Genomic DNA, 15,323 nt, shown 5'->3' with positions numbered 1-15,323 from the left:
ATGATAGAATTTCAATAAATGAAAGCAAGGTGATGTTATGGTATTAAAACAAAAAGAAATAGACACTTGGCAAGAAAAACTTCCTTTGTTAAAAAGAATCATCGATTTAGATCCTGTGGTATGGCTGAATGACGATAGAAGAAAAATGAGTGTAATGCCTACCATGCCACTAAAGATGCAGGATATAAAGGAAGCAGAGCAATTATGGCATCGGTTTGCGCCATTTTTAATGAAAGCTTTTCCAGAGACAAATGGAGTAATTGAATCACCTGTTCAAAAGGGTCAAAATTTGAAAAGTGAATTGGATAATTATTTTTCATCTGCTGTTGATGGAGAACTTTATTTAAAATGCGATAATGAATTGCCCATTGCAGGGTCTATCAAAGCAAGAGGCGGAATCTATGAGGTATTGCATCATGCAGAATCCTTAGCAATAGATGCAGGCTTAATTACGAAACAAGATAATTATGAGCGATTTGCATCCAATCGATTTAAAGCATTTTTTAAAAACTATTCAATCGGTGTCGGCTCAACAGGTAATTTGGGGTTGAGCATTGGAATAATAAGTGCAGCACTAGGGTTTAGTGTAACTGTTTACATGTCTAGGGATGCAAAACAATGGAAAAAAGACTTGCTCCGAAAAAAGGGTGTAACGGTACAAGAATTTGCTGGGGATTTTAGTGAAGCGATATATGCTGGCAGACTGAAAACGAATGAAAATCCTAAGGGGTATTTTGTTGATGATGAGGATTCCAAACATCTATTCTTAGGATATAGCGTTGCCGCAATACGCTTGCAAAAACAATTAGAGGAGCAAAAAATTCAAATAGATGAAAATCATCCGCTATTTGTTTATCTCCCATGCGGTGTTGGCGGTTCACCAGGGGGAATTACGTTTGGTTTGAAGCAAGTGTTCGGTGATCATGTTCATTGTTTCTTTGTGGAGCCGACCCATTCCCCGTCAGTACTAATTGGCTTACTTACTGGTGAGATGGAGAGGATTAGTGTACAGGACTTTGGTATTGATAATCATACAGAGGCAGATGGATTAGCAGTTGGACGACCGTCACGCTTTGCTACGGGCATTAGTAAACACTTATTAAGTGGAATATATACGGTTCGGGATGAACAGCTATTTAAAATACTCGCATTGCTATATGATAATGAAAAAATTTATGTCGAGCCGTCCGCTGCAGCAGGTATTATTGGACCATGGAATGTTATGCATTCAAACTATTTAAAGCAATCCAATATACACACTGAAAATATAACCCACATCGCATGGTTAACTGGAGGGGGACTAGTGCCAGAAGCAGAAATGAAACAATTTTATGGGAAAGGAAAAAGATTAATAAAAAAGGAAGGTGAATAAAATGAAAGTAGCACAAAACATGACAGAATTAATAGGGAACACACCGGTTGTTCGCTTAAATAAATTAGTTCCTAAAAGTTCTGCAGACGTTTTTGTAAAATTAGAATCATTTAATCCAAGCAAAAGTGTTAAAGATCGTGCAGCATACAATATGATAAGGGCTGCAGAGGAAAAGGGGCTAATTAAGCCTGGGGATACAATAATTGAACCAACGAGTGGAAACACTGGGATTGGCATTGCTATGAACGCTGCGGCGAAAGGGTACAATGCTATATTAGTGATGCCGGATAATAGTACAATGGAAAGAAGAAATATTTTAAAGGCATATGGAGCAAAAGTGGTATTAACCCCTAGTTCAGAAAAGATGCCAGGCGCAATTAAGAAAGCAAAAGAATTAAAAAAAGAAATTCCTGGAAGCTTCATCCCTCAGCAATTTGAAAACGATGCTAATCCCGAGATACATAGAAGAACAACTGCACTTGAAATTATTGAGCAAATGGACGGCAAACTGGATGCATTTGTTTGTACAGCTGGAACTGGCGGTACTGTTACTGGTACCGGGGAGGTTTTAAAGGAAAAAATTCCCGGGCTTTCTATTACAATAGCTGAACCTAAAGGATCACCCGTGTTATCTGGCGGAAAACCAGGTAAACACAAGCTGGTGGGTACGAGTCCAGGTTTTATTCCAGAAATTTTAAATAAAGCTATCTATGATGAAATAATGCTGGTAGAAGATGATAATGCAGTTGAAATGTTTAGGAGAATTCCTAAGGAGGAAGGTATTTTTGTAGGTCTTTCAGGGGCGGCAGCTATTTATACTGCTCTTAAAGTTGCGGAACGTTTAGGCGATGAAAAACGTGTTCTATGTATCGCGCCTGATACTGGAGAACGATATTTGAGTATGCATTTATTAGACTAGATATCCACCTGCTGTAAGTTTTGCACATTTGCATAGGTTAGCTATTCGTAAAAATGGTAATCATTGAGTAATATAGATAGCAATGATTGGAGTTAGTTAACCGATGAATATAGGATATTTAACGATTGAATTAGTAATAGGATTTCTTCTGTTATTTATATTAGTGAAAGTACTCGGCAAGAAAATCATTAATCAAATAACACCATTTACATTTATAGGTGCTATTGTATTAGGGGAATTATTGGGAAATGCGCTTTACGATGAGAAGATTGGCATAGGATACATCATTTATTCCATGATCTTATGGGCAATTTTATTATTAATAGTAGAAATTTTAGGTCAAAAGTTTTTAAAAATGCGGAAATTATTCGAAGGAAAACCGTCTGTATTAATTCGCAATGGTATTATTAATAGGAATCAATTGAAGAAAAATAAAATGAATATTAATCAGCTGCAAAGTCTGTTGAGGCAGTCTGAAACGTTTTCAATTAGGGAGGTCGAATATTGTTATTTAGAGGCAAATGGTTCCATTAGTATTCTAAAAAAATCACCCAAACAGAAAATACAGCAGGAGGATATGAATCTGCCGCCTCAGCCTGTACACGTACCGGTTACTCTTATACGTGATGGTGAACTGCTTGCAGATGAATTAGTTGAAATTGGCCAAAATGAAGAATGGCTAATAAATCAGCTAAGCGCACAGGGAGTGGCCGATTACCGGAATGTCTTTATTGCCGAGTGGCTGCAGGGAGATGGGTTATTTTTGCAGACAATTGATCAAGTTTCTAGATAGGGGGATTATTCATGAACACACCTGAAATGTTTGAATTTCTGCTGGAAGAGTATCGAAATCAGAATTAAGCTGTCTTAGGTGACTAACTAGTATTAAATCATTAAATCAAGGGAGTGTTGTTCAGGTTCTGTAAATTTTGCATACAGAACCCGAACATATATTATGCAGCTTTATTTTTTTCATCAGGATTATTATTCGTTACATACTTACGTTTAGTCTCCCAATAATAAATCTGCGGTAAACCCCAATATATCCAATAATCATGTACAAGCGAAGTACCTACAAACCAAATCATTGTCCAATCCAAATGCTTCATGGCAGCCCTCCTCACTTATTAATAGTTATATTTCAATCTATTCTTGTCTAAGAACCATGTGTACCTTCTTCATTGAAAGATTAATAAGGCTCATGTCACGGGTCAACCTTTCTTAAACATATGTTACTTTAAAAGGTTTTGAATAAGATAGGAGGAAACAAAATGTATTCGAATAACTATTATTACCCTTATGCATATAATCCCTATTATGCCCATCTCCCATATAGTACTTATGATCGGCACTATTCAACATATCCTTATTATGATTATCCGGTCCGCCAACAATCAGTCAGAGGGCAGGCAACATGGACAGAGGGGGGACAGGTAACAAAATGTGGCATACCTTGGTCAAGTAACCAAAATATGACTGTTGCGGTTGGAGAAAATTCACCATACCAGTGTGGTCAGACACTTAAGGTGACAAATTTGTCTACTCCAGCTAGAGACGTTTTAGTAACAGTTGTAGATCAGGTTCCAAACTATCCGGAAAACAAAATTAATCTTCACAGAAAAGCATTTGAAGCACTTGGAGCTAATTTAAATCAAGGTATTATTAACGTTGAAATAAATCCAACTCCAGAGCTGGAACAAGAGAAGTGGGGTAAATATTTATTAGAGGTTGCGCAGACGGCTTATCCGGGCTATAATGTTTCGGAATACAACAAAACAGGGGAAACTCAGTTATCGTCCAATCAAACACGGGAAACGTATGAATATATTCTGCAAGGACCCCAGGAAAGAATTAAAATAAGAGGAACCGTTATCTATAATCCAAACACAGACCGTATTATCTCATTTGATATCAAGGAAATTCCCAGATAGCAGGCAGGCAAAGGACCTATAGTATAAGGTCCTTTTTCTTATGTTAAGCGAATATTTAACATGCTATAATAGATTCAACTTTAATTTGAAGCAGGAGGTTTTGTATGGGAGTTTTAACGTCACGATATAAGCTAATTCTTTTCATTAGTACTGTTTTTATTGTAATTTTTATGGCAGGTTGTGGAACAAACTCGGAAAATGGACAAGCAGGGGAGAAAGACGAGGAAAATTCAGGTAGCGAAACTAGTGAACAAACCGAATATCCAACAGATGTTGACGAAAATCCAATTGTAACTATTACAATGGAAAATAATGATGAAATCAAGATAGAACTTTATCCAGACATTGCACCAAATACAGTGGCCAATTTTGTATCATTAGCAGAAGAAGGATTTTATGACGGTTTAATTTTTCATCGGGTTATTCCTGAATTTATGATACAAGGCGGAGACCCAAAAGGAGATGGTACAGGTGGACCTGACTATTCTATTAAGGGAGAATTTACCTCAAACGGTTTTGAAAATAATTTAAAACATGAACGTGGAGTTATTTCAATGGCAAGGTCTAACGATCCTGATTCGGCTGGATCACAATTTTTCATAATGGTGGCAGATTCATCCCATCTTGATGGCGAGTATGCAGCATTCGGTAAAGTTGTAGAAGGTATGGATGCTGTAGATGCCATTGTGTCCAGTGAACGTAATGCCGCAGATAAACCATTGGAAGATCAACGTATGAAAAGCGTAAAAGTGGATACCAAAGGATACGGCTATCCTGAACCTGAAGTACAAAAATAGGATTATATATACGATAGGAGTCAGCTTTGGAAGCGGGCTCCTTATTTATGATTATCCATTAGAAAAGTTGTTAATTTGACAGATAACAAATATAACTCATTATAATGCAATTAGAAATATAATTAATTTTAATAATTGACGAACGACACAAAAATACTGAAAGTCAAAACCTTGTTAAATCACGGTTTTTTATTTTTGTTTCAGTATAATTGTGTCAACGTTTTGTGACACAATTATACTGAATATCTTATCGAATGACACAAAAGTACTTAAGATGTAAGTGTTAAATTTTAATTGTAGAACTTTTAACTATTGATTTAGAGGTTAATATTCCATATCTCCATAGCTGTTATCTTGTTAACATCAAAACCTAATTCTTTATAAGATAACAAAAAAATAACGGGTAACATGTATATGGCATTTAATATATATGAATTGGCAATATAATTATAAATTATTATGTATATTTATTAAGTTTTTAAATAGCGATGAATGTTTATATATTATATTTTAAAATTGCTTTTTACCGAATAGTATGATGGTGAAAGTTTGGCATCCAAATTCTTTTTTTGTAGAATCAAATTTTCAGAATTTAGTACAATTAGTTAGGAAATAAATGTTAAAATGAATATAGAATTTAGTGAAATAATAAATAATTTAATATAAGGGAGAGTGATGATGTATGTTGCAACAAAGAGTAAACGAGTTGAAGAGTGCTATTTTAAATATTGTGAAGGATAAAGTTCATGTTACAGGTTTCATGCGTGAGGAAATGTTGCTGTTACATTTGAATGAAGGTTCGAAATGCTGGAGTTCACTAGGACTCTATGATTATCAGGAATTAGATTTTTCTAATATTAAAAGCGATGCCTTAATTATTGTTCAAAAGGATGGAAAAGAGATTAATAGATATCTATATAAACGGGTTTATAAAGATACGATTCAATTTAAAGATGAAGATGGCAAAGTTCTTTCACTTACAATTACCATCAGAAAAAGTTCATATAGTAGTCATTATCATTTATTAACTGAAAAAACTTCTTTGTTATTTGATAATAACGATGATTTAAGTCGTTTTCTTTTAGATAAATTTGGTATTGATTTCTCTTATAAAAAATTAGGAGGGGATCTAAATGAAAAATATGATTCTGTTAGATATTGAAACGGGCGATTTTGATGTTGATTCGGGTATTTATGAAGTAGCTTTATTGGTTATAGAGGACGGAAACATTATTGCAAGTGAACATATTGCTGAGGTTGAGGATGAAGCTTCTATCCATTTAGGAATGGGGGAAGGGTATTCTAATATATCTGAAGATCCTTCAAAGATAGAGCAATTTCAAGATATAATTGATAACTATAAATATCCGATTGTTGCGCATAACGTTTCTTTTGATAGAAAATTTCTTGTTCATTATGGTTGGTTAGAGGATGATTATGAATGTTATGATTCCGTACGGGCAATTAAATATGCGAATCCTCATTTGTTTTCATATTCATTAGGATATCTAGTAGCTTTTTATAGTATTAATAAACCGTTAACACATGTTGCTTTGGAAGATGTTAAAGCTCTATATAATGTGATTATGAAAGCGAATCCTACAAGATGGATTCCTTTGTACAAGGTTTCCCCTAAAGCATTCAAAAATTTTGTAGAATCTACGGCAAATGTGGATGGTGAAAGTACAGTTTTTCAGGATAAAAAAATAGTTTTTACCGGTGCAAGTCCTTTTCCGAGAGTATTGATGAAAGAAATTGCGAAAAAATGTGGGGCAATCGTGACCGGAAGTGTATCAAAGAAAACAGATTTTTTGATTTGTGGAGAGAGTCCTGGTAGTAAATTAGATAAAGCAAGAGAGTTAGAAATTGAAATTCAAACAGATGAATGGTTTATTGATGCAGTTTCCAAAGATTTAAATTTAGAAACGGCTACAATTACACGACAAAAGGTGGCTGCCACCAAAGAAATAAATACTTTCCCATATAAAAAGATTACTGAGTTAAAAGGAAAAGTTATCAATATAGCGTTGTTGCCTTTTCGGATTCAAAGTAAACTTGAAGATATCCTTGTAAATCATATGGAAGTAGCAGGAATTAATAAGGGCTCAACTGGATATAAGGTGGATACCATTATTTATTCTGATAATGGCGATTATGTATTATTAAAAAAAGCAGAAGAATTACAAATTAGTACGATCCCTTTGTCTGAATTTAATCGAATGTTATTGGATTAAAGCTAAAATATAGAATTTATTAAGAATGTACTTTAACTTAACCAGCAGCTTAGCAATGAAGTGTCTGATCAACACAGGGGAATAGCCACAGACTATTAAGGATCAATCAACCATGTATAGGGATTTTTATCAGTTAATAAGGTTCTTGTGAGACTAAAAGATGTTTAACTCCAAAATGGACAGCTTACTTATTGAAAAGGAAGTATTGAAACACGGTAGGTATCACTACTTAAAGTGTTAATGATTTAATGAATTGGATTAGTTGGGAACGCCGTATGCGGTGAAAGCAGCAAGTACGGGGGAGCGATAACCCCAAATCCTTACCTATCAGTATTAACATTAACAGTTTCAGGTTCAACTTATAGTAAGCAGATTAGTGGAAGAGCCATTATCTTACTTATAAAAAGAGTTGTTTTTGTTAGGGGGATCATTATGAATAGTAAAATAAAAATTAGAATCTTTATATCGAGTCTTATACTGGTTATAATAGTTCTAATAATTATGCTATTTACCGCTCCTTCTCATGAAAAATTTGATAGTTGGATTTTACAAGAATATAGCATTGAATGTGACAATGAAGGATGTGTTAAAGATAATGAGAGATTGAGTATTAGTTCAGCTCATTTTAGGGATGCAGGTATTTTTGCCTCATATGAATAAAGTTACAAATATGAAAACGGTGAAATACTAACTATTAGGATTCTTGGGATATTCAGTAAGCTATTTCAAATAAAGAATGGGGAGTTATGGGAGGTTCTAAATTAAATTTTCTATTTAAAGTTAACGGGTGCTTTAGTCTAATATCCTAAAGGATTAAAAGACCTTCAATATACAGTTAACTATGCAATTTTTGTATATAAGGTCTTTTTCTTTATGCAATAAAATATACTGCCAATTTATGCATTGCCAAATACAATTTCTCCATACCTGTTGTGTTGTTAACATCAAAACCTATTTCTTTATAAGCTAACAAAAAACTAACGAGTACAACAAATGGCATCCTAATTCTGCAATAGTTCATCCCAAGATTGCAATGTTTATGCATTGTATTAAAAACGCTTATAGATGTTCAAACTTCGTTAAAATTTATTCTAGAGGATGTTAGGCCATTAAAAAGCACCTTCCACATTTCCGCTTTTCCGAATTACTATTACCCCCATTACAGTTGTTAAAAGATTTTTATTAGATTCTTCATTTCACATCAAAATGTATTATGAAATTATAATTAAATCTTTCTGGTAGGACTTTAATAGTAGCAAATGTAAAATCTTCAAATTGTTTTAACAAAAAATGTTTATTTGAATCAATTTCATAATTCTTATCCCTTGTGTATCAAGGGATTAAAAACGTAAAAAAGGAAGTACCTCCCCAAATCTTGTATAATGGTAGTCGACTAAAACACCTGAAAAGACTGGAGGGGTACTCCCTATGACCATTATACGACAAACTAGTTTATTTAGCATCCAAGAATTATATGACATGGAACCTACCCAAAAATATGAGGCCATTATTTCAGCTATCGATATGGATGCGATTTATCGTGCAGTGAATAAGAAATCGCGACTCGGTGCGCCGGAAGAACTAAACTATGCAGCTATGATTATTTCTGTTTTTGTAAGAATTGTTGAACGGATACCGACGATTAAAGATCTGGTCAAACGCCTTGATTCGGATATAGCTTTCAAATTGAATTGCGGATTTTTGGTATCAGATTGCATTCCTTCCGAAGCTTCGTATTCTCGTCTTATAGCAAAGCTAAAGGAGACTAACATCTTACAGAAAGAACAGGAAAACGTTGTATCCCAGGCCATCGATGAAGGTTTTATTACGGATGACACAGTAGCCATTGATGCAACTCATTTTGAAGCACGTGATCAAGCTCCACCAAAAGAAGAAAAGTCAGCCCCTGAACCTAAAAAGCGCGGACGTAAATCGAAAGAAGAACGTGAACAATGGTTAAAGGAGCAAGCTGAAAAAGAAGCCAATCTGCTTCTCTATGAAAAGAAAATTGAAGCTCAATTGGGTGCTTCGCTTCAAGAACTTCGAAGCGAAGTTCCTCAAGATCCCAAATGGGGGATCAAAAAGAACAGTGAAGGGAAAAATGTCTTTTGGTTTGGTTATAAAGGACACTTAGCAGTCGGTACGACAAGTCAATACATTTTACAGTCACTTTTCTCGTCGGGGAATTTAAATGACGGAAAAGCGGCAATTCCACTCTTAAAGGGAATAGATGGGCGTCTGTCCCTTCCGTCTTTGCGCTATGAAACAATGGATGCCGGATATGATTATGATCCAATCTATGAACAGGTACACCGAATGGGACACCAATCTGTGATTGCATATAATAAGCGAAATGAAGGGGAGCCAATTGGCTTTGACAAACACTTTGCCCCTACCTGTTTTCGGGAGCAATCTTATCGATATGACAGTTTTGACGCAAAAAATGAAACGCTAAAATATACAAGTCCCAAAGAGTGTATCGATTGTCCATTAGCTAACGAAGGCATCTGTCAGAAGGTTTATAAGGTAAAAATAACGAAAGACCTTCGAAGATATACAGCGCCAGCTCGTGGATCTAAAGCTTGGAAAACCATTTTTAAACGGCGCACTGCCGTTGAACGTGTTAATGCGTATCTAAAAAAATTCTTTCAACTGAACAATGTCCGTTATCGTACCGGGGCACGCGCAAAGGTTCATTTTGATATCGCAACACTTGTCTACAATGCCTCAAAATTGGCAGCCGATCGGATTAATGCAAAGTTAAACCAGCAACAAGCCGCCTAGTAATTTTTAAACGTGATTCTTATAAATTCTGCAGGTCTTTGTATTTTTAATAAGAGCAATTATGAAATTGATTCAATTAGTAATATTAAAATATTATTGGATGGTATAAGGAAAGAATATTAACTGGTTTTCGTAATGGAAAGTGTATTATTGCGGAGTTAAGTTGGAACATTAGAAGCTTGTTCTGATAAAAATATAAAATGAAAGTGTTACATGTTTGTTTGGAAGATAGAGGGACAATAAACCCGCCCTCGTCCAGTTTATTCTGCTCCACGCATTCGTTTATTCATCAGTCGACCCTCAGCTTCTCTTTAAGAAGAAGTCTTTGCAGTTTTTGCATTGTTCTCCTTTTCTTTATAATATTTAGCCTCTGGGTTATATTATTCGGTTTCGTCAGTGCTGTCAGTTACAGTTTTATTCTTATCTTTTGCCATCTACTATTCACCTCACTTACACCCTCATTAGTTTTTCTAATTAGTCTGCGAGAAAATATTAAAATAATACTTTATAGATTATGAAACAAAAATTCTCCTATTATGAAATGAACTGGTTTCATTCTAAATGAAGATGAACAGAATCCGCTATGGTCTGAAATTTTATTCGGTATTGTTCAAATTTATTCAGAGAATGTAATTCAAAAAAGTAAAATTGGGTATAATACAAACTAATTTCAACACAAAGGTAGGAGGATAATGGGCTGGTTTAGAAAATCAAATGTAAAAAACAAACTGAAAACCAACGACAACCGCTCCAGCGAAAACTTAAGTCAAACTATTAGTAAAACCATTATAAAGAATAAACAAGTATTAAGAAATATCTTTCAAAATTGTTCGGACATTGTGTTTCACGAAATTACGATTCACAGTCAAACCAAGCTTTTATTGATCTACGTGGACGGTATGGTTGATACAGATATCATTATCTCAAACATTCTAAAACCATTAATGTACGATGGGCTGCCTCAAGGTCTTGGGACGATCGATAGTGTCGCCCAAATGTGTGAGGAGGAGCACCTATCTGTTTTAAATACCAAGAAACTTTCCGGTTTTGGAGATATAACGAATCATATTTTAAAGGGAAACCTTGCTATATTGGCTGATAAAGAAACTACAGCCTTACTCGTCGATGTCAAGAAGTTTGAAACCAGAAGTATAGAAGAGCCTGCCAATGAGCCTTCTTTACGTGGATCACGAGAAAGCTTTACAGAGAACATACGAACAAATACTACCATGCTACGCAGAATAATTGCGACACCAAAGTTGAAAATTGAATCCGTAAAAACCGGAAAACTGACACACACCGATATTGCCATTTCCTATATAGAGGGAACTGTTTCAAGGACAGTTTTAAACACTGTTCGTGAACGATTAAATCGTATTCAAACCGATGGAATTCTTGAATCGGGGAATATCGAACAATTCATTGAAGAAACCCATTTTTCTCCCTTTCCACAACTATTAAACAGTGAGCGTCCAGACGTTGTTGCCGCTGGCTTACTTGAGGGGAGGGTAGTGATATTAACAAATGGATCACCAACTGCACTTATCGCTCCCATGACATTTTGGGCAGGGTTACAGGCACCTGATGATTATAGTCAACGTTTTATATTTATAACTCTGGTTCGATGGATTCGCTATGTTTTTACCATCATCTCAGTTCTTTTACCGTCCCTGTATATTGCTTTAACTAACTTTCATCCTGAATTGATTCCCCCGGTACTGATGTTGAATATTGCAATACTGCGAGAAAATGCACCATTTCCAACAGTGATAGAAGTCCTTATGATGGAGATTGTGTTTGAGGGGTTACAGGAAGCAGGAATTCGCTTGCCAAAACAGATAGGTCCTCTCGTAAGCATCGTTGGGGCATTGGTCATTGGGGAAGCAGCTGTTAACGCTGGAATCATTTCCGCACCTGTAGTCATTATCGTGTCGACTGCTGGAATCGCATCGTTTATTATTCCACGGTATAGTTTCGGTTTTCCTATGCGGATGTTACGATTCCCTTTATTATTACTTTCCGGGATATTCGGGATATTCGGTATAGCAATCGGGATCATCATGATTATCATACACCTAATTCATCTTAATCCATTTGGGGCATCCTATTTATACCCTGTGTCTCCGTTTAACAAGCGAGATTTCAAAGACGTCATAATACGATGGCCACGAAAGCTTGTAAAAAAAGGAGGCAATAACGCATGAAAAGAGTAGCCAATCTTTGTTTCGCATTACTTCTTTTAACGGTTACAACAGGCTGCTGGAACCTTAAGGAACCAAATCAACTTTCATTTGTTAAAGGGGCAGGGTTAGGTTTGACAGAGGATGGAAAGCTGGAAGTGAGTTATCTAGTAGTATTACCTGCTGCTCTTGGAGGTGGACAGATCAGCGGCGGAGAAAATATGGAAACCTTCCGTGTCATGAGCGCTACTGGGAAAAACGTTTCCGACGCGATGGTAAACGTGCAGTCAAAGCTTTCACGGAAAGTCTTTTCTGGACACCGCGATATTTTTCTTGTAGGACAGCGGTTAGCCGAGCATGGAATGGGCGAAACTATCGATCCGTTCCTTCGAATTCCTAAATCGGTGATGCGTTCGATGATATATGTTGTGAAAAACGGTCAACCAAAAGACATTTTTTCTATTGTGCCGTTTTTTGATCAATTCATAACAACGTCGCTCTCTGATGAACAAAAGGCCATGGGTTTGAAACCCTACCTCGCCCGAAAATTTGTAGAAGATGTATTAAGTGAGGGAAAGCAGCCCCTAGTCCCAGTAGTAGGTTTAAATCCGTCAGAGCATTATAGTTATGCGGGATCAGCCATTTTTAACAAAGATGAAGATGTGAAATTGGTGGGATTTTTAAATAAGAAAGAAACTTCATATGCGCGTTGGATTACAGGTGGGCTAACCAGGATCACCCTTACTTCTCACGTCCCTAAAGGGGATGGAAGCATTAGTGTAACATTAGATTCCTTAGATCAAAATATCCGTGTCAAGAAAATCCATGAACAAATGCAAATTGCCGTCCATCTCACCGGAAAAGGAACCATTATCGAAAACACTACGAAATTAGATCCGACTAAACAAAAGGATCTCCAGCTTATACAAGAAAAACTTAATCAAAAAAATCAGAAACTTATACTAGAATTAATCAAAAATGTTCAGGAGGAATACAAAATGGATATCTTCGGGTTTGGTGAACAAGTTCATCAACAATACCCACATCAATGGAAAACACTAAAGCAAAATTGGCCCGAACTCTTTTCACAACTAGATGTTTCGGTTAAAGTTGACCTTCAATTTACGAATCTGGGTCAAACAAATACATCTATTTATCCTTAATTCGTTTTGTATATTTTCTAAAAGGAGCTGTAAGAACGCATGAAACTTTCGGGAATACAAGTGGTTTGGATCATTGTAACGACTGTAATCATTGCGATAATCGGGCTAAAAATTACGCCAGTGATCCAAATCGCGAAACAAGATGCGTGGCTTTCCATGTTGGTTGGAGGTGTCGTAAGTGTACCTTTAACCCTTCTTGTTGCTCATTTGAGTATTCTCCATCCCAATCAAACGTTTACTCAATTTAGTCAAACGCTGCTGGGCAAATGGTTAGGGAGGATAATAGTCCTTCCTAATCTCATTGCCTGGTATATACTGCCTGCTATCGTACTTCGTTCATTTGGAGACTTTATCCATCTTATTATTCTTGACCAAACACCTATATGGATAATTATGCTACTCTTAATCGTTGTCATGACTTATTTGACCTATTCCTCAGGTATTACAGGGATTGGTCGATTTTGTGTCCTAGTGGGTCCTATTATTATTTTCACATTGCTTGTCAGCTTCCTATTAAATATACGAAATACAGAATGGCATCATTTACTTCCTATCTATTCTGATACCGGATGGGCAACCATTTTAAAAGGATCGCTTTCCCCTGCTGTTTGGTTTGCTGGTCCGTTCATTTTATTGGTTATTGTCTCTTTTATGGAGAACCCCAAAAAGGCGATCTCAAAATCTATGTTAGGAGTAGGCATTACTGTTTTTATGTTATTCACTTCCACACTTATGGTTCTACTGGTTTTTGGACCGGATTTAGCAGCTAAATTAAGGTTTTCTTTTTTTGTATCCATTAAAACTATTGATATTTTAGATTTCATCCAAAACATCGATATATCGATTGTGTTTATTTGGATTTTCGGTGTAACTGCCCAATTATCCTTATATTCTTTTATCGCAAGCTATGAAACGGCACAATGGCTAAAAGTAAAAGATTGGCGAAAAATAATTTGGTTCAGTGCACCGGTAATTTTTATCATTGCCATTTCGATTCCGAATGAGACGACAATTACATTATTTGATAAATTCTGGACATCTGTTGTATTCCCTATTTGTGGTATCGGTATCCCATTTTTATTGTGGACCATCACGGTTATCAAAAGGAAATCTGTAAAACTGTAAATTCATCTAATACTTAAATGGACCTGTTTTGATTCTATAAAAATTCTTATTTTAGTAGGTGTATTTCTCTTTATTCCATGCTATTGAAAGATGTAAAATCATTGGTGGGTCTATTGAAACCGTAACAATTCGGGGGTCATTTTTTACAACCATTTTAATGAATAGAGAAATGCCTAAATCTAAAGATATTAGCGATTTAATCATTTCTATTTGATTTGTTTCTGGCATGATTTGAGGGTAAAATCCAGCATTACTACACTCTTATATAATAAATTTTCGGTAAAAATACCCATCTTTTAAACAAGATAAAGGAATCATTCCTGAGATCTTCAAATGAAACTTTTCTTTGTTTCGCCAAAGCGTGTCGAAATACGTAACATATTTATTTTGAAAATAGTTATTATTTAAGTTTATACGTTATATCAGTATTTATGAAGTACGTTGAGAATTAATTTAAAAATCAATAAATAATGTGGAAGCTGTTGGAAACATGGGGGTTACCATGAATCCGGCAGCCTCTTTTTGTTGGATAAGATTTAAAGCAACCAACCTTACTTCCATAAACGTCTGCTCACATCTTATTCTTTGAATCTTTTTTGCTGAATGTTTATTTTCTGACTTTAAGAAGCTATTTCTTTTTGTGAACATTAGATGACATTGAAAACAACGTAAGCGTATTCATTAGAAAAACGTGACAAGGATCACAGAATTATATAACTCATTATTGGATAGTTATGGTAGAGGGTTGGGTATTGCAAAGCCTCCTTGTTATTACTTATCTGCAGGTTCATTTCTACTTAGAATACAAATTAGAAAGG

14 protein-coding genes and 1 pseudogene are annotated in these 15,323 nt (G+C 35.5%); 12 read left to right on the top strand and 3 right to left on the bottom strand.

Features of this window, described 5'->3' with window-relative positions; genetic code table 11:
* The first annotated feature begins 37 nt into the window (after positions 1-37).
* The 3 genes from dsdA to IEV74_RS11835 all read left to right on the top strand — a co-directional run bounded on the left by dsdA (position 38) and on the right by IEV74_RS11835 (position 3,084).
* Positions 38-1,372, top strand: coding sequence for a D-serine ammonia-lyase (gene dsdA / locus IEV74_RS11845; RefSeq protein WP_188455584.1), 1,335 nt, complete (start codon positions 38-40; stop codon positions 1,370-1,372).
* 1 nt (position 1,373) lies between these two features.
* The gene (gene cysK, locus IEV74_RS11840) at positions 1,374-2,291 is read left to right on the top strand and encodes a cysteine synthase A (RefSeq protein ID WP_188455583.1); all 918 of its coding nucleotides are present in this window, start codon (positions 1,374-1,376) and stop codon (positions 2,289-2,291) included.
* Positions 2,292-2,394: 103 nt separating this feature from the next.
* The gene (locus IEV74_RS11835; RefSeq protein WP_188455582.1) at positions 2,395-3,084 is read left to right on the top strand and encodes a DUF421 domain-containing protein; all 690 of its coding nucleotides are present in this window, start codon (positions 2,395-2,397) and stop codon (positions 3,082-3,084) included.
* A gap of 160 nt (positions 3,085-3,244) precedes the next feature.
* On the opposite strand, the gene IEV74_RS11830 is transcribed toward IEV74_RS11835, so the two are convergent.
* Positions 3,245-3,400, bottom strand: coding sequence for a hypothetical protein (locus tag IEV74_RS11830; protein WP_188455581.1), 156 nt, complete (start codon positions 3,398-3,400; stop codon positions 3,245-3,247).
* Positions 3,401-3,562: 162 nt separating this feature from the next.
* Between IEV74_RS11830 and IEV74_RS11825 the strand changes: the two genes are divergently transcribed.
* From IEV74_RS11825 to IEV74_RS11805, 5 genes are all read left to right on the top strand, one after another.
* Positions 3,563-4,222, top strand: coding sequence for a DUF3889 domain-containing protein (locus IEV74_RS11825; protein ID WP_188455580.1), 660 nt, complete (start codon positions 3,563-3,565; stop codon positions 4,220-4,222).
* Between the two features lie 104 nt (positions 4,223-4,326).
* Positions 4,327-5,019, top strand: a complete 693-nt coding sequence (locus IEV74_RS11820; RefSeq protein WP_188455579.1) for a peptidylprolyl isomerase — start codon at positions 4,327-4,329, stop codon at positions 5,017-5,019.
* 682 nt (positions 5,020-5,701) lie between these two features.
* A complete protein-coding gene (locus tag IEV74_RS11815; protein ID WP_188455578.1) occupies positions 5,702-6,181 on the top strand; it encodes a hypothetical protein in 480 nt (159 codons plus the stop codon).
* Complete coding sequence (locus IEV74_RS11810; RefSeq protein ID WP_188455577.1) at positions 6,153-7,253, top strand: 3'-5' exonuclease; 1,101 nt, start codon at positions 6,153-6,155, stop codon at positions 7,251-7,253. The genes IEV74_RS11815 and IEV74_RS11810 overlap by 29 nt, the downstream gene beginning before the upstream one ends.
* Positions 7,254-7,685: 432 nt before the next feature.
* Positions 7,686-7,913 carry a hypothetical protein gene (locus IEV74_RS11805; protein WP_188455576.1) on the top strand — a complete coding sequence of 76 codons (228 nt, stop codon included), beginning with the start codon at positions 7,686-7,688 and terminating at the stop codon, positions 7,911-7,913.
* A 211-nt stretch (positions 7,914-8,124) separates the two neighbouring features.
* Here IEV74_RS11805 and IEV74_RS19870 read toward each other — a convergent pair whose 3' ends face one another.
* Positions 8,125-8,253, bottom strand: coding sequence for a hypothetical protein (locus tag IEV74_RS19870; RefSeq protein WP_268233836.1), 129 nt, complete (start codon positions 8,251-8,253; stop codon positions 8,125-8,127).
* A 428-nt stretch (positions 8,254-8,681) separates the two neighbouring features.
* Between IEV74_RS19870 and IEV74_RS11800 the strand changes: the two genes are divergently transcribed.
* From IEV74_RS11800 to IEV74_RS11785, 4 genes are all read left to right on the top strand, one after another.
* A complete protein-coding gene (locus IEV74_RS11800) occupies positions 8,682-10,037 on the top strand; it encodes an IS1182 family transposase (protein WP_188455575.1) in 1,356 nt (451 codons plus the stop codon).
* Between the two features lie 692 nt (positions 10,038-10,729).
* Entirely contained in the window at positions 10,730-12,241 is a 1,512-nt protein-coding gene (locus tag IEV74_RS11795) for a spore germination protein (RefSeq protein ID WP_229683153.1), read from the top strand.
* The gene (locus tag IEV74_RS11790; protein ID WP_188455574.1) at positions 12,238-13,380 is read left to right on the top strand and encodes a Ger(x)C family spore germination protein; all 1,143 of its coding nucleotides are present in this window, start codon (positions 12,238-12,240) and stop codon (positions 13,378-13,380) included. Before IEV74_RS11795 ends, IEV74_RS11790 begins: the two co-directional genes overlap by 4 nt.
* 39 nt (positions 13,381-13,419) lie before the next feature.
* Positions 13,420-14,505, top strand: a complete 1,086-nt coding sequence (locus IEV74_RS11785; RefSeq protein WP_268233835.1) for a GerAB/ArcD/ProY family transporter — start codon at positions 13,420-13,422, stop codon at positions 14,503-14,505.
* A 51-nt stretch (positions 14,506-14,556) separates the two neighbouring features.
* Here the strand turns inward: IEV74_RS11785 and IEV74_RS20020 are convergent.
* Positions 14,557-14,751 (bottom strand): annotated as a pseudogene (locus IEV74_RS20020) (LysR family transcriptional regulator substrate-binding protein); the annotation flags it as partial.
* Between the last annotated feature and the right edge of the window lie 572 nt (positions 14,752-15,323).

The organism is Virgibacillus oceani, assembly GCF_014638995.1.
Taxonomy (GTDB): Bacteria; Bacillota; Bacilli; order Bacillales; family Amphibacillaceae; genus Virgibacillus_E; species Virgibacillus_E oceani.
The sequence above is the reverse complement of the archived record's forward strand: the minus strand, read 5'-3'. Positions and strand labels throughout refer to the sequence as shown.